This window comes from Paucilactobacillus suebicus DSM 5007 = KCTC 3549 (genome assembly GCF_001434475.1).
GTDB classification, from domain to species: domain Bacteria; phylum Bacillota; class Bacilli; order Lactobacillales; family Lactobacillaceae; genus Paucilactobacillus; species Paucilactobacillus suebicus.
In genome coordinates, this window is sequence record NZ_AZGF01000019.1 from 1 (window position 1) to 22308 (window position 22308).

General features: G+C 40.8%; 19 protein-coding genes. 15 read left to right on the plus strand and 4 right to left on the minus strand.

The features are described from left to right. From FD16_RS08045 to FD16_RS08070, 6 genes are all read left to right on the plus strand, one after another. Positions 1-894, plus strand: an 894-nt coding sequence (locus FD16_RS08045; protein WP_235804811.1) for a flippase-like domain-containing protein, incomplete at its 5' end; no start/stop codon positions are given. Positions 895-926: 32 nt separating this feature from the next. After that, positions 927-1811 carry a hypothetical protein gene (locus FD16_RS08050; RefSeq protein WP_010621082.1) on the plus strand — a complete coding sequence of 295 codons (885 nt, stop codon included), beginning with the start codon at positions 927-929 and terminating at the stop codon, positions 1809-1811. A 177-nt stretch (positions 1812-1988) separates the two neighbouring features. After that, the gene (locus FD16_RS08055; protein WP_010621083.1) at positions 1989-3743 is read left to right on the plus strand and encodes a glycosyltransferase family protein; all 1755 of its coding nucleotides are present in this window, start codon (positions 1989-1991) and stop codon (positions 3741-3743) included. Positions 3744-3907: 164 nt separating this feature from the next. Next, complete coding sequence (locus FD16_RS08060) at positions 3908-4135, plus strand: DUF454 family protein (protein WP_010621084.1); 228 nt, start codon at positions 3908-3910, stop codon at positions 4133-4135. A 325-nt stretch (positions 4136-4460) separates the two neighbouring features. Further along, positions 4461-6197 (plus strand): ABC transporter ATP-binding protein, encoded by a 1737-nt coding sequence (locus FD16_RS08065; protein ID WP_010621085.1) that lies wholly within the window; start codon positions 4461-4463, stop codon positions 6195-6197. Positions 6198-6199: 2 nt separating this feature from the next. After that, positions 6200-8296 carry an ABC transporter ATP-binding protein gene (locus tag FD16_RS08070; protein ID WP_010621086.1) on the plus strand — a complete coding sequence of 699 codons (2097 nt, stop codon included), beginning with the start codon at positions 6200-6202 and terminating at the stop codon, positions 8294-8296. Positions 8297-8436: 140 nt separating this feature from the next. Here FD16_RS08070 and FD16_RS08075 read toward each other — a convergent pair whose 3' ends face one another. Further along, entirely contained in the window at positions 8437-9393 is a 957-nt protein-coding gene (locus FD16_RS08075; protein ID WP_010621087.1) for a helix-turn-helix transcriptional regulator, read from the minus strand. A 76-nt stretch (positions 9394-9469) separates the two neighbouring features. Between FD16_RS08075 and FD16_RS08080 the strand changes: the two genes are divergently transcribed. Together FD16_RS08080 and FD16_RS08085 are read left to right on the plus strand one after the other, a co-directional pair. Further along, complete coding sequence (locus tag FD16_RS08080) at positions 9470-9955, plus strand: GyrI-like domain-containing protein (protein ID WP_010621088.1); 486 nt, start codon at positions 9470-9472, stop codon at positions 9953-9955. A gap of 128 nt (positions 9956-10083) precedes the next feature. Further along, positions 10084-12048, plus strand: a complete 1965-nt coding sequence (locus FD16_RS08085) for a GTP-binding protein (RefSeq protein ID WP_010621089.1) — start codon at positions 10084-10086, stop codon at positions 12046-12048. Between the two features lie 115 nt (positions 12049-12163). Here the strand turns inward: FD16_RS08085 and FD16_RS08090 are convergent, their stop codons facing one another. Both FD16_RS08090 and FD16_RS08095 read right to left on the minus strand, forming a co-directional pair. Further along, on the minus strand, positions 12164-13624 hold the full coding sequence (locus tag FD16_RS08090) for a sugar porter family MFS transporter (RefSeq protein ID WP_010621090.1): 1461 nt from the start codon (positions 13622-13624) through the stop codon (positions 12164-12166). A gap of 258 nt (positions 13625-13882) precedes the next feature. Next, positions 13883-14695, minus strand: coding sequence for an AraC family transcriptional regulator (locus FD16_RS08095; protein ID WP_010621091.1), 813 nt, complete (start codon positions 14693-14695; stop codon positions 13883-13885). A gap of 226 nt (positions 14696-14921) precedes the next feature. On the opposite strand from FD16_RS08095, the gene FD16_RS08100 reads away from it, so the two are divergent. The 7 genes from FD16_RS08100 (at position 14922) to FD16_RS08130 (ending at position 21428) form a co-directional block, all read left to right on the plus strand. Beyond that, positions 14922-15770 carry a GRP family sugar transporter gene (locus tag FD16_RS08100; protein WP_029508283.1) on the plus strand — a complete coding sequence of 283 codons (849 nt, stop codon included), beginning with the start codon at positions 14922-14924 and terminating at the stop codon, positions 15768-15770. A gap of 343 nt (positions 15771-16113) precedes the next feature. After that, positions 16114-16986, plus strand: a complete 873-nt coding sequence (pepI, locus tag FD16_RS08105; protein ID WP_010621093.1) for a proline iminopeptidase — start codon at positions 16114-16116, stop codon at positions 16984-16986. A 101-nt stretch (positions 16987-17087) separates the two neighbouring features. After that, the gene (locus tag FD16_RS08110) at positions 17088-17639 is read left to right on the plus strand and encodes a TetR/AcrR family transcriptional regulator C-terminal domain-containing protein (RefSeq protein WP_162097669.1); all 552 of its coding nucleotides are present in this window, start codon (positions 17088-17090) and stop codon (positions 17637-17639) included. Between the two features lie 111 nt (positions 17640-17750). Beyond that, positions 17751-18587, plus strand: coding sequence for an alpha/beta fold hydrolase (locus FD16_RS08115; RefSeq protein ID WP_010621095.1), 837 nt, complete (start codon positions 17751-17753; stop codon positions 18585-18587). A 165-nt stretch (positions 18588-18752) separates the two neighbouring features. Beyond that, the gene (locus FD16_RS08120) at positions 18753-19505 is read left to right on the plus strand and encodes a sulfite exporter TauE/SafE family protein (RefSeq protein ID WP_191978690.1); all 753 of its coding nucleotides are present in this window, start codon (positions 18753-18755) and stop codon (positions 19503-19505) included. A gap of 111 nt (positions 19506-19616) precedes the next feature. Next, complete coding sequence (locus FD16_RS08125) at positions 19617-20576, plus strand: aldo/keto reductase (protein ID WP_010621097.1); 960 nt, start codon at positions 19617-19619, stop codon at positions 20574-20576. Between the two features lie 411 nt (positions 20577-20987). Then, entirely contained in the window at positions 20988-21428 is a 441-nt protein-coding gene (locus FD16_RS08130; protein ID WP_010621098.1) for a GNAT family N-acetyltransferase, read from the plus strand. Positions 21429-21459: 31 nt separating this feature from the next. Here FD16_RS08130 and FD16_RS08135 read toward each other — a convergent pair whose 3' ends face one another. Then, positions 21460-22218: a flavodoxin family protein gene (locus FD16_RS08135; protein WP_010621099.1), complete on the minus strand. Its 759-nt coding sequence runs from the start codon at positions 22216-22218 to the stop codon at positions 21460-21462. Positions 22219-22308 lie beyond the last annotated feature (90 nt).

Here is a 22308-nt window from a genome sequence, read left to right on the forward strand (position 1 = left end):
AAATGTTATGTAGAAAGCCGGTTTATCATGGTAAACGCCAGACAAAATACTAAATCAAAGTCTAAAAATAAAAAAAAGTACAATCCTAATGATTCCCTGCTTTACCCACTACTTTATGCCCGAGGAACTGGCAAAATGCAATGGCTGACTACCTACGCTTGGTTTCAATGGCGAACTCAGTGGTATCTGGTTAAGTATCGAACACCGGATGCACTATTACGATTTTTCCCGTTTCTAATGAGCTACATGGCACACAAAGCATGGCCGGTTGACTTTGATCCTTTTAAGGATAAAGCACAAGAGTTTTCTCCACGGCAGAAGTTTGTCAATTCAGGTGAACGAAGAAAAAACACAAGCGTTGGAACTACAGCTGGTATTTTGATTGGACCAGGATTGGCAGCTTTGATGACGGGCTTTTTCAATTCAATTTTACCATCAGATATCTATCCATCACGGTGGACGGTCATTCTGATAGAAGCAGGTTTTGCTTTATTAACATACATCATTGTTTTGGGCATTCTGTGGCTCTTTTGGGGTAGACGCATTCGTAAATGGTGGCAACAGTACGTGCCACCCAAAGATGCAATCAATGAGATTACTTCACAGCCATCGATCACGGTGAAAATGCATATTCCAGTAAACGCCGGCGGCTGGTTTATTTTGGGTGATCGAATTTTTCTCTTTCTTGCAGGAGCGTTTGTACCTTGGTTAGTGTTTATTGCGCCATTTACGTTTAACTTCAAACCAGATAGCCTTGCTGATTTGCCGATGAACGGATTGGTCGTTGCGGGTGGAATTGCAATGGCAGTTTTTGCCCTTGCCATCCCCAGTGTTCCTGGTCAAACCTCTTTTAAAGAAATTCGACTTAAAGAATTGAATGGTAAACGACTGTAATCTCCCAACAATTGGAATAAGGAATGGTATTTATGGCAACAAAAGGAAAAACAAGCAAAAATAATGCAAAACAACAGTGGCTCTATCCGTTACGGATGGATCGTGATACGGCCAATTTTGAGTGGGCTTCACAGTATGCATGGTTGCGAGACGAGAAGGACTACTATTTAGTTAAATATCGTACACCTGCTTTTTGGTGTATGATTTTTCCTACGTTGATGAATCTGGTGCCGCACAAAATGTGGAAGGTTGATCGGGGTTTAATTGATAATACTCCTGAATTCAAACCGAGGTTCAAGAAACCAACTAAGGAACAAGAAGCTGCAAGCCGGTCTAGATTACGTCGTGCGGACAGTGCTGGAATTTTCACTTCTATCCTAGGATCGGGAGCCATTGGCGGGGTAATTCTCGGAATAATTTCCCTGTTTGTGCCATCTGATCAATATCCGTCTGGTGTAACGGAAGTTGGTATCGAATTGCTCGAAATTATAGTGTTGTATGCAATATTGATTGGTATTATCTATTTATTATTCCATAAACGGGTTGCTGCACTGTGGTCGGCGCATAAACGACTAAAAGCGGCTTTAAAGTTGATCACTGATGGTCCTAGTATTACGATGCGCATGCATATCTCATGGTTGCCGTCTGGATTGGGAAACCTATGCCAACACACGTTAGTAGCCCTCTTTGAACTAGCAATTCTGTATGTGTATTTAGTAGTACCAATTGTGGATCCATCTGGCGTCCATAACAGTTATGCAAAGACAGTATTCAACGGATTGGTCTCATGGGTATTCACACTGTTGTTTGTGGTTGTCTGTTCATTGAAGATTTTTCCAACTAATGCTCTGCCACAATGGGTAAAGACCCGGGGAAAAATTAACTGGCCGAGAAACCAAGGCGAATCAAAAAATTAATTTAATGTTACTAACGGAAGACTGATTAAGTCTTCTTTTTTAATGTTGTTTTACAATTCAAAACCTAGCCGACATAGTTTTCCGTTGTATAAAGATTGCTTAAGAACGTGCGAATGCACGTTAATTCTGTTTTACTTGAGTTAAAATTACACGCGAATCTATTATGGAAGTGTTGTAATGAAAATTGTAAATCGCTGGTGGCATCAGCGGTGGGCACCCTTATCTGTGCTTATTTTGATGAGCTTAATTATGATTGTTCCACAGCTGTTGACTGGCAGTACTATTGTTGGCAGTGATGGAATATTTCATTTTAATCGTATCTATGACGCTGCCAAACAAATTAGTAACTGGAATTTCAGTTATTTTCAAACAAACTATGGTTTTCAACAGAGTGGGCGAATTGTTAATGCAGTTTATGGCCCGTATTTTGCTTATCTAACAGGTTTTTTACTAGTAATTTTTCGTAGTTGGTACCATTTTCAATTAGTAACCACCTTCGCCGTTTACCTAATTGGTGGCTGGGGGATGTACCGACTGACTCGCATTGCCGGTGCTCACCGTGGTGCTGGATTAATTACCGCGTTAATCTTTATGAATGTCGGTTGGCTACCACGCTGGGGTTTTAATCAGAATATGAATGGAATCGGAGCTGCCTTGATGCCATATGTGATTGCTTGTGGCATTCAAATGGTCCATGATCAAGTTCGACCGATTCACATAGTCCAGCTAACGCTAATTATGTCAGTGTTGATTGAAACTCATGTTCTTAGTACTTTAATGGCCGTTATTTTACTAGTTCCGTTTTGGATAGTGGGTATGTGGCGTAGTGACCATCGGTTATTGATGATCAGGAACACAGCGATCGCAATTGGATTGACCTTACTTTTGACGGCAAATGTGTGGGGTGGCATGTTATCACTTTACGCCAATAATTCGTTGGCGTTACCACATTCATTTCAATTGGCACAAAATACACTGCACATTACTAAATTAATGGATCATCGTGATTCTATAAGTATCTATCTGATTATTATTTTTATTTGGCAGGTAGGCCTGCTTCTCTGGCATCGTCGTCAAGTTACACGTATTAACTGGATGATCAGCGGTCTTGGAATAATTTTTCTATGGCTGACTTCAAGGTTCTTTCCTTGGCAAACGGTAAACCATGCTATTCCAGTACTGTCACAGGTTCTTCAGTTTCCCGTTCGAATCACGATTGTTGCGTACCCGTTATTATTGTGTGGGTTAGCGCTGAGTCTGTCGTTACCAACGAAGTTACCACAAGGTAAAGACTTAATGTTGCCAATTATGATTTTGGCTGTATTAGCAGTTGCTGTACCGAATATTACCAATATTTCTCAACGTAGTGAACAGGTCCAACACCGTAAAGTCCTAAAGAACTTTGGTGGGCTACTATTGTTGGACAATTCTCCTAAAGTATTACGTAAAACACTTAATAGCAAACATCCAGGTGCACTGCTGGAACTGGCCGAAAAGCACAGCTCTGATTATTTGCCGATTAATGGAAAGCAGGGTGAGGGGCAACAAAATCCAGGCTCGATTTATAAACGTCAAATTTTGTTAGGACACCAATTCTTTTCATTTACAGTGCTTAGTCATGGTCGTCTTGAACTTCAATGGCACGCTGATAACAAGGGCTGGCAAATGACGCCTGTCGTGTCTTATCATGATTCGACACTTACCTTGAACGGCAAGAAACTAGCGAAATCAGAATATCGAAGGACGCATATCAACGTGCCAATTGTCTACGCTCATAAGGGAACCAACAAGCTGATTATTAGGTACGCAACACCAACCTGGGTCGGCGTTCTAATTGGGGCTTCACTTGCTAGCTGGTTTGGACTGGGCTGCTATGGACTTTATGAGTTTAGAAAAAGGTGTGGATTGAGGCGAATAGAACTTGAGCATTAATTGAATAATCAAACTAGTTACCTAACCACCATGTGCCAAAAAAACGACTAATTTATTAAGATAATTACGATAATATTAAATGTGTGGCATGACTTACCAAATCATTTTCCTTCAATCTAGAAACATGTTAAAGTACGTCTAATCAAAGGAATGGAGGATGAAATTTGCCAATCGTAATTATTAAACTAATGTGGGCCGTTGGTGCCTTATTCAGCTTTGTATTAAGCCTGGTTGGTTTTGTGCTTCCCATCATTCCAGGCATCCCGTTCGCGGTATTTACATTAATCTGCGTAGAAAAGTTATCACCACGGTTTCATAAGTGGTTATTAAATACTAAGTTAGTTCGTAAATTTAGAGTTAGATTTCCAAAACTGGCAAAAGTTTTGGTATAGAAAAGCTGAGATTGTTCTTGGCTTTTTTTTATGGAGTTTTAATTTGTGCTTTACCTAGAGTGGACTTTAAGGAGTATGATTGTAGAGCTGTGGGTTATGATAGGTTGAAACGTGCCAAAAAGAGCAGGCTCAGCGCATATAAGGGGTAAAATTCAACATTCCTAAAGCTCAGGAATATTAAATTTTACCCCTTATATACATGAGCCTATGCGCTCTTTTTGACACTCTATACATAAAATTCGACCACTTAGCCCAATGAGGTTTATTTGTTGTAGCACTTATGGTTTAATAAACCTTGCGAAAAAAATGTGGAGGAAATTATTTAATGATTATTAAAGCACTTGGGAAGTATAAGTTGCTGGTGACGGCAGCACTGCTGACAATGCTACTTCAAGTTGGAGCGGCCTTGTGGCAACCCAGTTATATGAAAAGTATCCTCAGTGTGATGGCTAATATGACGCTGTCGACCTCTGGAAAAATTGATCGAATCAGTAATTATGGTGTGGCACTGATTGGTGTCGCCATCATCGGATTGATTGGCTCAATTTTGAATACCATTACGGCGGCCAAAATTGCACAGTCCGTTTCGGCAGATTTGCGTGAAAACACATTTCGTAAGATTCAGACATTTGCCTATGCGGATATTGAAAAATTTAAATCCGAAAATTTAGTCGTTCGGATGACAAATGATATTAACCAGATTCAAATGCTTCTAATGATGACATTTCAGGTTTTAATCCGTGTGCCGTTGCTGTTTGTCGGCGCATTTATTTTGTCAATCATCACAATGCCAAAACTATGGTGGATTATTGTGGTGATGGTTGTTTTGATTGTTGTTGTCACCGGATTCGCAATGAAATCAATGGGACCCCATTTTGCAATGTTCCAGCGATTGATGGATCGTATTAATGGTATTACAAAGGATAATCTGCGTGGGTCACGGGTGGTTAAATCGTTCGTGCAAGAAGACAATGAAGCAAAGAAATTTGATAAGCAATCAGATGAACTTTTGCACCATAACCTTGCTGTTGGGTATACATTCTCAACGATGATTCCTGCATTCACAATCATTTCACAATTGGCCATTTTTGTGGCAATTATATTGGTGTCAACGTTCGTGACTAAGTCAGCGTCATATGCTCAGGATCAATTGGGCGGCATCATGTCGTTCATTCAGTACATGATGCAAATCATGTTTGCCATTATTATGGGTGGCATGATGTCGATGTTTGCTTCTCGTGGCTTCGTTTCAATGGGTCGGATTAAGGAAGTTCTTGATACTGAAGTGACCATGTCGTTTGATGATGTTCCTGACGAGGATTTGACTGGATCGGTTGAATTTGATCACGTAACCTTCTCATATCCGAATGACAAGAAACCAACCATTAACGATGTTAGTTTTGAAATTGAGCCAGGCGAAATGGTCGGGATCGTTGGAGCAACTGGTGCAGGTAAATCTACACTGGCTCAGCTCATTCCACGGCTATTTGACCCCACGTCTGGTTACGTTAAGGTTGGTGGTCAGGATTTGAAACATGTGTCGAAAGGGACACTGAAGAAGACAATTTCAATTGTTTTGCAAAAAGCAATTCTATTTTCTGGCACGATTGCCGGTAATTTGAAGCAGGGCAATCCCAATGCTACTACCGAAGATATGAATCGGGCCGCTCAAATTGCTCAAGCATCCGAATTTATTGATCGGCTACCAGAGGGATATGAAGCCCCAGTTGAAGAACGTGGTAATAACTTCTCAGGTGGTCAAAAGCAGCGAATGTCAATTACCCGCGGCGTTATCAAACGTCCTAAGGTGTTGATCTTGGACGATTCGACCTCGGCTCTGGACGCTCGATCGGAAAAACTGGTTCAAGATGCTTTTAATCGTGAACTAAAGGGCACTACAACCATTATCATTGCTCAGAAAATTTCATCGGTTGTTCATGCAGACAAAATTTTAGTGCTTGATCAGGGCCACCTAGTTGCTCAAGGGAAACATCAGGAACTTGTTGAGAATTCTGATGTATACCGGCAAATTTACGATACTCAAAAAGCAAAGGAGGATTAGTCGTGAACGATACAGCTCGTGCTATTAAGTTTTTTTACCTATATTTAAAGAAATACAAGCTGCAGTTTGCAGTGATTGCAGTCTTCATCTTTGCGGCTACCTACCTTCAAGTTGAAGCCCCCGTGGTGATGGGACATGCAATTACGCATTTGACCACCTACGTTGGCGACTTTTTTACGCACCAACACGCTCCTGAGGCAATCAAGGCTTTAAAGAAGATTGCAAATGGTGCAGTTACTGCTCAAGATACGTTGAAGGGGATTGCATCACAGATGAGTACGGCGACTGGCCATACGATTGCTTGGACGTCATTAACCGATACAAATGTACAACAGACGGTTCTCTCACACCTGCCAAAGGGAACAACAATTCACTCACTTCAGCAAATGGCGCAAATGCCAACTGATTGGACTAAGCTGACAAACGCCAACGTCCCAGCTAGCATTGCTTCATCATTGCCAAGCGGTACGACAATTAACAGTTTGCATCATATTGCAATGTCCTCACCGGCAAGTAAGGCCGATTTCTTTGGCTCAATGTGGACATTGTTTGCATTTTATATCATGACTGGTGTGGCTCAGTTGATTTACCAGCTTTTGTTTACCCGCATTGTGTCACATTCAACTAACCGGATGCGTAAAGGCTTATTCGGCAAACTTGAAAAATTAACAATTGCCTACTTTGATCGTCATGAAGACGGTGATATCCTAGCTCGCTTTACATCTGATTTGGACAACATTCAAAACACTTTAAACCAGGCTGCTGTTAACGTGACGACTAACATTGCATTATTTGTTGGGATCCTGATTATGATCTTCAATCAAAACGTCAGCATGGCACTGGTTACCGTTTCAACAACACCGGTTGCCGTACTATGTGCCGTGATTATTATCATTCAAGCTAAGCGCAACACCGATCGGCAACAAGCTGAAGTTGGTGATTTAAACGCCTATATGGATGAAAAGATCTCTGGTCAAAAGGCGATTATTGTCGAAGGCCAGCAAGAAGATGCGATTGCAGGATTTGTTACTCGTAATAAGAAGGTTCAAAAGTCGACCTTTGCATTTCAAGCGTGGTCAGGGATGATCTTCCCGTTGATGAATGGATTTTCACTACTGACCGTAGCGTTGGTGATTTTTTTAGGAACACGGATTGCCTTGAATGATAGCTCGTTATCAACGGCCGCTGCGCTAGGATTGGTTGTTACGTTTATCCAATATGCTCAGCAGTACTACAACCCAATCATGCAAATTTCATCATCGTTTGGTCAGTTACAGTTAGCAGTGACAGGTGCCACTAGGTTGAACATTATGTTTGATGAGCCCGAAGAAGTTAGACCTGAAAATGGAAAGAGCTTTAATGCGATTGACAAGGGAATTCAGATTGAACACGTCGATTTCGGCTACGAGCCTGATAAAACTATCTTGAAGGATGTTAATATTAACGTTGATAAGGGACAGATGGTGGCACTAGTTGGCCCCACTGGATCTGGAAAGACAACGATTATGAACTTGATGAACCGTTTCTACGATGTAGATAAGGGAGTTATCAAGTACGATGGAACAGATATCCGTCAGTTCGATTTGGATAGCCTACGCTCTAACGTTGGGATCGTGTTACAAGAATCAGTACTATTCTCTGGCACCATTGCGGATAACATTCGGTTTGGTAAGCCAGAAGCAAGTATGGACGATGTGATTACGGTGGCAAAGACTACCCACATCCATGACTTTATTGAAAGTCTACCAGACAAGTATGAAACATATGTAGACGATAATAATTCAGTTTTCTCGGTCGGACAGAAACAACAAATTTCGATTGCGAGAACAATTTTGACGGACCCCAAAGTCTTAATTTTGGATGAAGCCACGTCAAACGTGGATACCGTGACTGAACAACAAATTCAGTACGCAATGGAAGCAGCCATTGCGGGCAGAACGTCATTTGTCATCGCCCATAGGCTAAAAACAATTCTAAACGCCGACAAGATTGTCGTGCTGAAGGATGGCCAAGTAATTGAGGAAGGTACACATGATCAATTACTGGACGAAAATGGATTCTATGCGGAGCTTTATAGAAATCAGTTTGTGTTTGAATAGTAGAGTGTCAAAAAAGGCGCCTAGCTTCCAGAATATAAGTACAAAAACGCGAAACTCCTGAACTTGGAGTTCCGCGTTTTTGTACTTATATGGCAGGAAGTTGCCTTTTTTGACACGTTTCGGCCATAAAAACAAAAAACCTACCCCCACCGCTCAACCTTCAGCTTAAGTGCATCACGCACATTATCAGTCATTTCCCGTACTTCAACATCATCACCCAAAAATAACAGCCAATCCACAAACATCTGTATACCATCACTGTTATCACCAATATAGTCCTTGAAAATAGCATGCTGTTGGAACGGATCAGTGAACTGGAGTTGTTTTCCAGGTTGGTGAATTCTTTTGAAGCGTTCAATGGCCATAGGACCTAGTTCGAGAATAACGTTAGGTGTTGGTTGGTGTCTTTTCTCAATCTGATCGTGAATAATGATAGGATCATGTAATGGAGAATCTTGTATTTCTTGTACCCGATCTACCCTAAATGTGCGTTCATCATTACGAGTAAAGTCATAGCTACTCATGTACCAGTGAGAGTTGCTATTATAAAAATGCTCAACGTATATCTCATGCCATTCGGGGCCGTTAGCGTTACGCTTTTGATAATTAATTTTAAACGTTCTTTTCTTAACGGACTGACTGATCAAGTCACTCAGCATTGCTGGCGCTTGATCAGATAACTCGACAATACTTGGGTTATCTGGATTTGTATTGTCAAACCATAGTAGGTCTTGGAGGTTTAACAACTCATTCTGAAGATTATCAGGTACGATGGTCAATAACTTCTCAGTGATGGCCTGTCGATTTTTTAAATAGGGCAACTGTTGATTAGTGGTGGCCAAAAATGCGACGAAAAGAGCTTGAATTTCGGTGGGGGTGAACGTTACCGCGGGTAAAGTCTGATTTCTAAGTACGGAGTAGCCGCCATTATGACCTGGAGTTGAAGTAAGCGGTAATCCAAGTTCCTGGATTTCAGCAATATCACGAATTGCAGTACTACGGGAAATACTGAATTCCGTCATTAAATCTTGGAGAGTAAATTGCTCACGGTTGTTGATAAATCTAATTTCTGTAGTTACACGCAAAGTTTTTTTCATTTTTTTCTCCAAACGTGTCGTTTTTTGATACCTTTGGGTTTTATTATACCAACATCAAATCAGGAGGTCATTAAATATGGCAGAATATAAACTTGAAAATAAAGAAGCATTTACAGTGATTGGCTTTGGTACAACAGTCCAGTATGGCGAAGGCGATGATAAATTTGCTCACATTGCTAGACAAAAGTCGCAACTTTGGGAAGATGTTGCCAAGAAAGGACAGATTGGACAATTACAACAGTTAGCTACTGATCCACGAATGATGGCCATTAACGAAGCCGTTAACCAGGAAATGTGGTATTACGCAGGAGTTATTAGTGACGCAGAAGTACCTGAAGGAGCGCGAGCAATTAACTTCCCTGCTGGTCAATATTTGGTAGTCGCAGGACAGGCAGCCACTCCTGGCGAAATGTTTGGTCAGCTTGAAGGAAAAGTGTTTGGTCAAATTTTACCAAGCGTCAAGAATTTTGCCTACGTTGGTGGACCGAATGCCGCAGTTCGCAACACGGTTAGTGAAGATGGCGTTACCGGAGAAATGTGGGTTCCGGTGGTTTCTAAATAGCGATTGATTTAACAAGAGAGCGGAAAAGCCGCCTCTTGTTTTTTTGTTTTCATACCTGGTTGATAGTACAATGTATCTATTATTAAGCGGAAAATGTGAATAACATTCGATATTAGAGGAGAAACAACATGAAACACATCGTAACTGGTATTATTGCTCACGTTGATGCTGGCAAAACTACCTTGTCTGAAGCCATGCTGTACCGAGCCGGTGAATTGCGTAAGCTGGGGAGAGTGGATAATGGGGATGCATTTCTAGATACAGATGATCTTGAAAAAAAGCGAGGAATTACAATTTTCTCGCATCAAGCCAGTTTGCCATATCGTGATTTGAATTTAACATTGCTTGATACACCGGGACACGTTGATTTTGCCAGTCAAACTGAGCAGGTGTTAAGTGTGCTTGACTATGCCATTTTAGTTATCTCCGCTACCGATGGAATTCAAGGTTACACGCGAACCTTATGGCGGTTACTGGATCGCTACAATGTTCCAACGTTTATCTTCGTTAACAAAATGGACGGAAGTGGTGTTAACAAGGATCAAATTCTTAAGCAGATCAAAGAGACTTTCTCTGATGGCTGTGTTGAATTTAACGATGATGTAACTGATGATACATACGAAGAAATGGCAATGCAGGATGACAATGTATTGGAGGATTATCTAGATTCTGGCAGTCTAAGTGATGATACTATTCGTCAGCTAATTCGGGAGCGTAAGGTGTATCCATGTTATTTCGGGTCAGCACTCAAGTTAGAAGGCGTAGATCTGTTTCTTGACGGTTTGGAAAAATGGACGGTTGAACCTGAATTTCGGTCAGAATTCGGGGCCCGAGTTTTTAAAGTGTCGCATGATGAAAAAGGGGAAAGACTGACATGGGTGCGTGTTACCGGCGGGACGTTGCATAACAAAGCAGTTTTAGTAGATGAGCAAAAGGCAAACCAGCTAAGAGTTTATAACGGGTCAAAATTTAGTATTTCCCAGGAAATAAAGTCGGGTGAAGTGTGTGCAATTACCGGGTTGACAGGAACTTATCCGGGACAGGGACTAGGCAGTGAGTTGAACGCAGAAAAGCCATCTATGCAGCCTGTTCTAAATTACGCACTTGACCCTAAAAAATATGATATTCATGAATGTTTAAATGCACTTCGTCAGCTGGAAGATGAAGATCCGCAGTTGCACGTGACTTGGTCTAGTCATTTGCAGGAGATTAGAGTGCAAATTATGGGCGAGGTACAACTAGAAATATTACAACAGCTGATGCTTGAACGATTTAATCTAGATATCAGCTTTGGTGAAGGCAGTATCTTGTATAAGGAAACGATCACGCGAGCTGTGGAGGGTGTGGGACATTTTGAACCACTTCGCCACTATTCGGAGGTTCATTTATTAATGCAGCCAACAGCACCAGATAGTGGTGGGACATTTAATGCTGACTGTAGTGTAGATGTCTTGGGTAAAAATTGGCAGCATCAAATCATGACCAGCTTAAATGCTAAAGAGCATTTGGGCGTACTAATTGGCGCACCAATTACAGATATAAACATCACGTTAGTTGGTGGACAGGCAAGCATTGTTCATTCAGTCGGTGGCGATTTTCGGGAGGCTACTTGGCGAGCCGTGCGCCAGGGCCTAATGATGCTAAAACAACAAAATGCATGTGTGTTGCTGGAGCCCTGGTATCGATTTAGGTTGGAAATTGGGCAGGATCAGGTTGGTCGTGCAATGAACGATATTCAACGTATGAGTGGCACATTTGATGCACCATCAGCCAATGAATCTTCCGGCGACATGGCCGTTCTGACAGGAGTGGCACCAGTATCTGAAATGCAGGATTATGCCCAAGATGTTATCGGATATACACATGGACAAGGTCAATTAGATTGCGTGGTCGATGGTTATCGAGACTGTCATAATGCCGAAGAAATAATTGCTGCACGCGATTATGATCCAGTGGGTGATTTAGATAATACGCCGGGATCAGTCTTTTGCGCTCATGGAGCGGGGTATCCAGTTCAATGGGATGATGTTCCCACTACCGCTCATGTACCTTACATCTACTCACAAGAACAATTACAAGAGTTATCAAACTAATAAAAAGGAACCGGAGAAAATCAATTTTCAGGTTCCTTTAATTATTCATGAGTATTTTTTAAGTGTAAGTTGATTGTCAGAGAAATGATTGCTCATGAACCATATATTTGTTTAATTAAGCCTTTGGTTCGCCAGCTTCTCGGTGTCCTTGTGCATGAGCACGTGAACGAAGGTCAGCTTCAATTGATTCAAGCGAACGGTTACGAGTTTCAATAGTCTTTTTAGCAACGAACCAGATGGCAACGAAGCAAAGGATACCATAGATGATGAACAAGCGTGCAATCCCTTGACCTTCAGCGTTTGCAACGCCCTTAGGTGTGAAGGCAACCAGCAACATTGTAAATGATTCAGAAACACAGAAGTTAGCGAACCAGTTAACAACGGCACCAAATGAGTTACCTAAACCACGAATGTTAAGTGGGAAGGCTTCACCAATCATAACCCACATTACAGGGCCCCATGTAGCTGAGAAACATGCAATGTAAAGAGTTAAAGCGACAACGCAGACCCATGAACCAAGGTTACCATTACCAGCATGCAATAGAATCATTGCGGCTGACATGATGAATAGTGAAGCACCCATCCCAATGGCACCGTAAGTTAACATCTTTTTACGATCAATTTTATCCATAATTGCAACGGCAACCGCAGTCACAATCACGTTGAAAATCCCAATCACAATATGTGATTGAAGAGCGAAGTGGGTACTGAATCCAGCAGAAATAAAGATTGTTGGAGCATAGTACAACACAGTGTTACATCCCATGACTTGTTGGAAAATAGCTAATCCTAAGGCCATGATCAGAACTGGACGGGCCATTGGTCCAAACAGTTCTTTAAATCCACCAGAAGGGATAGAAGCTTGAACTTTAATATCATTTAATTCTTCTTCGACAAGTTTTGGATCATTACTGAATTGTTGAAGAACTTTCAAAGCACCGTCTTCGTCACCACGACGAACAAGGAAACGAGGTGATTCAGGTAAGAATAGACCACCTAACCAAAGTAGTGCAGCTGGTACGGCAGCTAAACAAAGCATCCAGCGCCAACCAACAGATTCAGGTAAGTTGAATAAACCTTGTGGTGATAGCCATTCATTACCAACGTAGGCTAAGAAGATACCAGTCATAACCATTAATTGGAACAATGAACCGATACCACCACGTCTGTTAGCAGGTGCAAGTTCAGCCAAGTAAGTTGGAATCAAAGCTGAAGCGGCACCAACGGCAACCCCCAAGACAACACGGAAGCTGACCAATAATGCGTAGTCTGGAGCAAGCCCAGAACCCATTGCACCAATGAAGAAGATAATCGCAGCTGTTAAAAGTAAACGACGACGACCAAACCTATCGGACATTGGCCCGATAATAGCGGCACCAAGGACGGCACCAATTAAAACTGAAGCAGTAATAAAACCATATTCAAATGATCCTGTGGCAATATTGAGCTCGTGCCCAATAAACAACATCGCACCTGAGATAACACCGGTATCATATCCGAAAAGCAATCCACCTAAAGCACCGAAGAAATAGATGAATCCTGTCGGCATGTGATGCTTGGTTCCTGCATTAGACATTAATAATTCCCCCTGTCAAAATAATGGCTAGTAATAATAAATAAAAAACAGACAAAAAATAGAAAACGTTTACAAGAAGTTAGTGTAGAACATTCAAGTTTGTTTGTAAAACAAACTAAGCCAATTTTTAGTAAAAAAAATTAGCGCTTTCATTTTTAAGAAAGCGCTAACGCTGATTTAATAGTATTTGTAATTGTTTTTAACATTTTCAAAAAATAGTAAAAAAATATGAAATTAGTTTCATTTTTTTACTTAGAATCAAGCGGTAATCAATAATGTTCGAAATTTTTGTGGTGATACACCAGCAAAGTTTTTAAAAATTCGCTGGAAATAATTAACGTTATTAATGCCGACCTTCATAGAGACTTGGGTGAGGGAAAGTTGAGGTTCGTTGATTAAAAGTCTTTGAGCTTCACCAACACGGCGTGACATTAAATATTTAATCGGTGTGATTTCCATATTTTCTTGAAATTGACGGTCGAGGTAGGTATGGCTAATTGATAGATTATCGCAAACATTGGCAATATTAATGCTGTCATGGAAGTTATTATCAATGTACGATTTTGCTCGTTGCACGATAAATGAGGTTGTTTTTTTGAGATGTTCATTAATTGTGATTTTGCGATTAAAGTATGGAAGAAAACTCTCAATAATTAAATTATTAGCCAGCTGGTGAGCAGCAAGGTCCTCTTTTTTAAGCAGATTAAATGCCAATGCTCCAATTTGTGTGATAACTGAAAAATCTTCGTCTGAAAAATGAGAGACTGGCGAAGCAATTGGGTCAATAATCATCGGCGTTTTGATACCGATACAAAGGGACGGTAAAATTGCTCCTTCAGAATGCAGCCTGCCCGCATTGATGACTACGACATCATTTTTGGTGACATTAAAATAGTTATCCTTGATAAAGTAGCGACCATGACCGTCCATGACAAGCGATATTTCAGTAATCCGGTCGTGCTTATGAATACCTCTAATATAGGTTTCATCATATGTCTCAACCTTCGAAATATAGGCGAGTGACAGATCATTGCCCGCATAATTTTTCCAATTACAAAAAAATTGTCTCATCTTGTCTTTTCTCCTGCATCGAATTTTAAAATTGAAAGTTTGCGATTCTGTTTTTAAAACGTTGCTTGAAGTACCGCCATTCCTAGTTGCAAATTATGAATAAGCGCTTTCATAATACAGTATATACTAATTATGCTTTAGAGACTAATAGACATTTAAAAGCGGACGTCCTGAATGTTTTACGTATTTTATATTTGGATGCGCAGAAATTATGCGAGGTGAGATTATGGCACTCTTAATTGGTTTGATTCCAGCTCTTTTTTGGGGAATTTATCCAGTGTGGTTAAAAAGACTAACTGGAGGTAATTTTCTAGAACAGGTTTTAGGAACCGGGACTGGAATTTTTCTATCATCAATAGTAATCGAATTAATATTTAGAATGCAGATTTCACCTCACGATTTCATCTTGTATTTTCTTTCTGGATTTTTGTGGAATATTGGACAAGTTGGTCAGTGCTGGAGTTTTATGAATCTGGGAGTAAGTGCAGTGATGCCGGTGACAACGGCTTTTCAAGTTATTGGCAATTCTCTTGTTGGAGCCTGGCTATTTGGGGAATGGCAGGGGTGGCAAGATAATTTAGTTGGCTTAGTGGGTTTGTTAGTGGTACTTGCGGGGGTGTTCATTTCCAACGGAATGGTCCAAATGAAGAAGAGTGATCTAGGCGTTTACGCAGTTTTATTACTTACTTCAGTTGGTTATTGGAGCTATTCTGGCTTTACACACTTTGTCACCTCGACTAATGGGTTGGCTGGCTTTTTCCCACAAGCGATGGGCATGTTTTGCGGTGGACTTGTTGCCTACATGGTTGGTGCCAAGCGTCTACCAGTTAGTGACCACTTTGGCTTAAGAAATATCACTGCTGGGATTGTGTTTGCTGTTGCTTCTTCAACGTATCTAGTTTCGTTACGCATGAATGGACTCGTTAGTGCATTTGTTTTAACACAGCTTAACGTGGTGATTGCCACAATCGTTGGCGCAATTGTTCTACACGAGAAAAGTGGTCGTCAATTGATTATTACGAGTATTGGTTTAGCAATTTTAATTGCAGGCGTGTTTATTATGGTGAGCGTATAAATTAATGGGACGGTACTGGTAACTGCCTTCGCACCGCAGTTGGCCTTTTGCTGGTGATCATCGTGTTTGGCTGGGGATGATCACATTACTGATTGTTTTCACATTTTCAATCAGTACACACATAACGTGCATTATCGGTAATTCTCCTGTCACAGACATGGCTAGGTTTGTGACACCTGACTTAAAGTAAAAAATAATTACACTCACTCACTTTGTAAGAAACAATTGCGCCGGTAGTGTACAAATGGGCGATGCGGTCTTCATAGACTGCGTCGCTTTTTTGTGTGTCACAAGCCTAAAGAGTACAATCGAGTTTATAACAACTAAAAGGACTGATTAGTTAATGAAGATTCAAGAAGGCTACATGCCATTTAAGGGATATAAAACCTATTACCGAATTGTTGGTGAAAAAAGTGATAAGGTGCCACTACTGTTAATTCATGGTGGTCCCGGTTCCTCTCACAACTACTTTGAGTTACTTGACGATTATGCGACAGATCGCCAGTTAATTATGTACGATCAAGTGGGCTGTGGTAAGTCATCACTGCCAAAAGATGAGTCTGTTTATGTCAAAGAAACATGGGCAGAAGAATTGATCGCACTGCGCAAGTATCTGCACCTTGATCAGGTTCATATGCTTGGTCAGTCATGGGGCGGAATGCTAGAAATGTTATACCTGACTCAGTACGATCAAACAGGTGTGAAGAGTGTCATGATTGATGGATCACCAGCTTCAATTAAATTATGGACGCAAGAACAGCATCGACTGATTTCTTACCTTAGTTACGAGGATCGTGAAGCTATTGCGGAAGCTGAACGAACCGGTAATTTCAGTGGTCCTAAGTATTTGGCAGCTAACGATCGTTATATGGAAAGGTATTGTTGGGATGACCCTGATGAGAATTCACCGGAACCGTTACGCCGAGAAACCAACGGTAAGCGGGCCAGCCTAATTGCTGAAGGACCAAATGAATTTACGGAAAATGGCACAATTAGTGACTATGATGTTACTGATGATTTACATAAAATTCATGTGCCAGTCCTTGTCACTAACGGCACTGATGATCTATGTACACCACTAATTGCTAAGTCTGTTTATGATCATATTCCCGGTGCTAAATGGCACTTGTTTGCTAATAGTCGGCACTTGGCATTACTGGATCAACATGACGAATTTATTAACATACTCGATAACTGGTTAAAAGAAAACGATTAATATGAATGGTGGAGGTTAGTAAGTACAAGCTAAATTCCACCATTTTTTGTTTCACGTGAAACACATTGATATAATGAATTTCAAAGCTAAAGGGGATGGATATGATGCCACAACGAAGTGATCTAAGTCGCCAAAGCTTAAAAGAGGCATTTGCACGACTACTGTTGGTAAAATCTATTGATCAAATTAATGTTCGTGAAATTGTCAATGAGGCACAAATAGCTCGTTCTACTTTTTACAGAAACTTTGACGACAAAGCTGATTTTTTAGAATGGCTTCAAAATGATTTGGTGGCGGAAACTTCCGGCAGATTTATTGGTCGGTGGAATCATGAACCTGATTTTACTGATTTTTATCAGTATGCTTCAAAAAATCGAAATTTCATGCGCGCTTTTTTGACTGATCAACGTTGGCCACAATTTGTTGACTCTCTACAAAATCAAGCATTAAAGCACTATCAAGAGCTGTTAAAAGGTGCCCAACATGAAGTGCCAGATAATTTTCTAGCCGCATTTTTAGTCGGTGGTCATGTTAACATGTTTCTTCAATGGTTAAAAAGTGAACATCCACTGGCACCAGCACAAATGGCTCAATACCATCGACGGCTTGGCGAAAATGGGGTCCTTCAATCACTACATTTATTTTCTAAATGAAACGGGACACTTTTGATAGTTAGTGTGCTGGATATCCCAAATGATAACTTGTAGAATTGAGACATAAATAAAGATGATACTTTAATTACAAGACAGATAAGGAGCGATATTATGGCATTTCTAGAAGTTAAGGGTGCAAAATTACATTATGAAACTGTTGGTCAAGGACCCGTATTGATTGTGATTCCGGGTGCCAACGGCACTGGCAACATTTTTGGTGGCATTGCTAAGTATTTACAAGATCGTTATACGGTGGTGATGTTTGATCGTCGCGGTTACGGCGATACAGTGATGACTGAAGACCTTCCTGCAGAAGCCACAGACTATAATAGTCGGTATCGCTTGAGCACAGATGCGAATGATGTCATCGCACTTGCTGATAAGTTTAGTCCTGACGAACCAGTTTTCATCATGGGTAGTAGTTCTGGATCAATTGTGGCTGCTGAGGCATTTACTAAGGCACCAGATAGGTTTGCTAAAGTTGCCATTCACGAGTGTCCAACAAGTACAGTGGTTGATCAAAAAGAAGCTCGTGCTAAGAATATTGATGCAGTTGAAAGTGCACTCAGTGGCGATTTTAATGGTGCTCGAGAAAAATTTGCAGCAGCGATGAACATTCAACCATTAGATGCTAAGATGATGGGAATGAGTGAAGATTCGCCTAAGCCTGATGAAAAACGATTGGCCGGGATGATGTACTGGTTTAAGTACGAAGTGCTCCAGTACACTGGTCAAGAAATCGATTGGGATGTTTTCAAGAATAACCGTGATAAGGTACTGTTGTTTAATGGAACTGACTCAGTTGGATCAACTCCACAGACTGTTAATAAAGCAATTAGTGAAATGTTGAATGTGCCAATTACTATTATTCCCGGTGGCCATTTAGGATACGCACAGAAGCCTGAAGGATTTGCTGAAACCCTAGCGGCTGCATTGGATCAAAGGTAATTAAAAAAACTGTTAAGCAGGTTGCGCTTAACAGTTTTTTTGTGACTAAATTAACAATAAATGCCATTAACCAATCGGTTATTTTACGAATTATCGCTATGGTGTATACTGATCAAATATTATAGATGTTACTAAAAGGAAGTTATTGTTTTGTCGCTATTATGGATGGTTGTTATTTTATTTATTGCTGGAATTGCGGCAGGTTTACTTGCTTCGATTGCCGGCTTAGCTTCACTAGTTTCTTATCCGGTACTGTTGGCGTTGGGTGTGCCACCTGTTAGTGCTAATACCACTAATACAGCTTCTTTGGTATTTACAGGAATTGGTGCCAGCATGTCATCTCTCAAGGAACTAAAAAGCAACAAGAAAACAATGTGGTCGGTAGCAGTTTATGCACTGGTTGGTTGTGTGCTAGGCAGTATTATTTTGGTTTACGCACCAGCTTCAACTTTTGAAAAAGTGGTGCCATTTCTGATCTTTGGTGCCGGTGTACTGATGCTTTACACTCAGTTTAAGGGCGAAAATAAAGATCGCGAGTCTAAACCTGACACACCACTCGTGAGAGGATTAAAGCTATTTGCCATTTTTCTAGTTGGTATTTATATTGGTTATTTTGGTGCTTCAGCGGGGATGATTTTGTTAGCCATTTTGACGGTGACGATTAATGAATCATTTGCCGTAACCAATGCAATTAAGAATTTTACGTCATTTCTTGCTAATGCATTATCGCTGTTAATATACGCGTTCACAACTAAAATTTATTGGTGGATGGTGGTACCAATGGGGATTGGCATGTTTATTGGTGGTTACGTTGGGCCAGTTGTAATTCGTCATGTGCCAGTGCGTCCATTGCGGATCATTATTGCGTTTGCGGCATTTGGTTTAGCAGGATATTTATTTTACACAGCATTTTATTAACAAAAAAGGAGTCGAGAAAAAATTTCCCGGCTCCTTTTCTACCAAAATTTGGGACTAACGATTACAATAATGGTGTTAGATTAATACCAATGAAACGGGGAGATATGAATAATGACAAAAGAATTAGCAAACTTTCCAAAAATTGCGTTAGGCACTTGGTCATGGGGAACTGGCGATATTGGCGGCGATCAAGTCTTTGGCAACCACCTAGGCGAGGCCGAACTTAAATCAGTTGTATCGACAGCAATGAAGGCCGGCTTAAATTTATGGGATACTGCATATGCTTACGGCCGTGGTTCATCTGAAACCATTCTTGGCAACTTGTTAAAGGATTATGACCGCAAAGATTATTTATTATCAACTAAGTTCACTCCGGTAAGAGCAGTGGACTTTGATTACAAGCCTGAGGCAATGCTCGACAGCAGTCTAGATCGTTTACACACGGACTATATTGATATGTATTGGATTCACAATTCAGACGATGTTGAACGATGGACACCGGAAATGATTCCATTGCTGAAGAGTGGCAAGATCAAGCACGTCGGCGTTTCAAACCATAGCCTGGCACAAATTAAACGTGCTAATGAGATTTTGGGTAAGGAAGGCTTCAGAGTATCTGCTGTCCAAAATCACTACAGTTTGCTATTCCGCGACTCGGAAGAAACAGGGGTGCTAGATTACTGCAAGCAAAACGATATTGCGTTCTTCCCATACATGATTTTGGAGCAGGGTGCTTTGACCGGCAAATACAATACAAAGCATCCATTACCTAAGGGTAGCCGCCGTGCTGCAACGTATGATCCAATCTTGCCAAAACTGGAGCAATTAACGGATACAATGACAGAAATTGGTAAAAAGTATGACAATGCAACTGTTTCAGATATTGCAACGGCGTGGGCAATTAACAAGGGCTCACTACCAATTATTGGAGTAACAAAACCAGATTACATTGCGGGTAATGTCCATGCAATGAATATTCAGTTAAGTGATGACGAGATTAAAGAACTTGAACAATTAGCTGATGCTACGGGTATTAACGCCAAAGCTTCGTGGGAGAAACCAATCAAGTAGAGTGAAAAAGAAGACGGTTTGACCTGTCTCAAATAAGCAACCAATCACCGAATCATCCGAACTATGGATGGTTTGGTGATTGGTTGCTTATTTGATGTAGGTCAGTCTTCTTTTTCACGTTTCGGCAAAAAAATATAGAAAGCGATACAAAAAAAGATTTAAAAAATGCAAAAAGTTTGGGAATCAGTTGTTTATTTGATGTAGGTCAGTCTTCTTTTTCACGTTTCGGCAAAAAAATAGAAAGTGTGGAAAAAGTTATGAAAGGTAAGATGGCTTGGTGATTGGTCGTTTGTTTGACATAGCCCAGCCCCACATTTAAAAAATGGAAAGTGTAGAAAAAAGCCAACAAATAGCGCATTATAAAAATTAACATTGCAAAATAATCTAAGCGAAGCAAGTAGGTAAAAATAAATGAGAATTGAAGTCAGCAATAATCCATGGCAACAGGCCGCGGCACTTTCTATTCGCCTGAAAGTTTTTGTGCAGGAACGTGGTTTGAATAAACAAGATGAATTTGATGGTGGCGACACGGAACAAACAGTTTACGCAGTTGCCTGGCAAGATGAGCGAACACCAGTTGCAACGGTCCGTTTTCAACAAGTTGATGAACAAACGATGCGCCCTGGACGAGTGGCAACCTTGCCAGAATACCGGGGACAAGGGACTGCGCAACGTGCGTTATTGGCAACTGAAAAATATGGTCAATCATTTGGAATGATTCATTCTGTAATTCATAGCGAACTGACAGCACAGGGGTTTTATGAGCGGTGTGGCTATCAAGTTAGTTCAACACCATTTATTGAAGACGGTGTTGAGTGTATAGAACTAACAAAAAAGATCGACAAAGTCTAAGCCTTGTCGATCTTTTTCCTATGTTTAAAAATTACCTTCTAGTATGTCTAACGAATGTTGCATAATGCAAAATGCAAGCTAATAATACAAAGAAAATGATGACGAAACTAGCGTACCTCATCCAGAAATTGGTGGTGAGAATTGGAAATAGTGCTTGAATGCCCATTGTTGCTAAAGCCATAACAGCGATCATACAAAAGAGTAAAATATAGCGTTTCAAAGTTTCATCATCCTTTCGTTTTTTAGTTGTTAACTTAGTACCCAGTGCTCGAGCCGTATCGCGTTTGGCATCAGGTAATTTTCCGTGTAAATTCCAGGTGCCCGGTAATACTAGTTCTTTAACTTTGTGTAATCCAGCCGCCGTCATTGCCTTATCAATCATGGTTAAAGTCGCGTCAGTTTGGTGGGTGAAAGTGTTGTCCCATGGGCTAGCGAAGCAACTAGTGACGCTGACGTAATGTTTGTCCTTGTATTTCCCGGGCAATGTATCACCTTTATGTGTCATTTTCACCATGCGATGACGAAAATAATCAAAGAACTGTTTGAATTGGCCAGCTACTGTACCAAAATAAGTTGGTGTACCAAGTACCCACACATCTGCTGCAGCTAGTTTAGATTCTAGCTCATCCATCACTGGATTAATTTGATGCGGTTGATCCGGCACAATTCGGTAGTCGTTTAGGTTAATGAACTCGCATTCGGCATCTTTAGCACCGTCAAGAATATCCTTAACCAGGGTAGCAGTCATGCCATTAGCATCCTGGCCGCCATACAAAGCAACGATTTTCATTTGATCACCTCAGAGTCTAGAGTAGCTAAAATTTTGCTTACTGTAAATACGAACAAACAGAATTTCAAAGCAAGAGTGATAAAAAGGTAT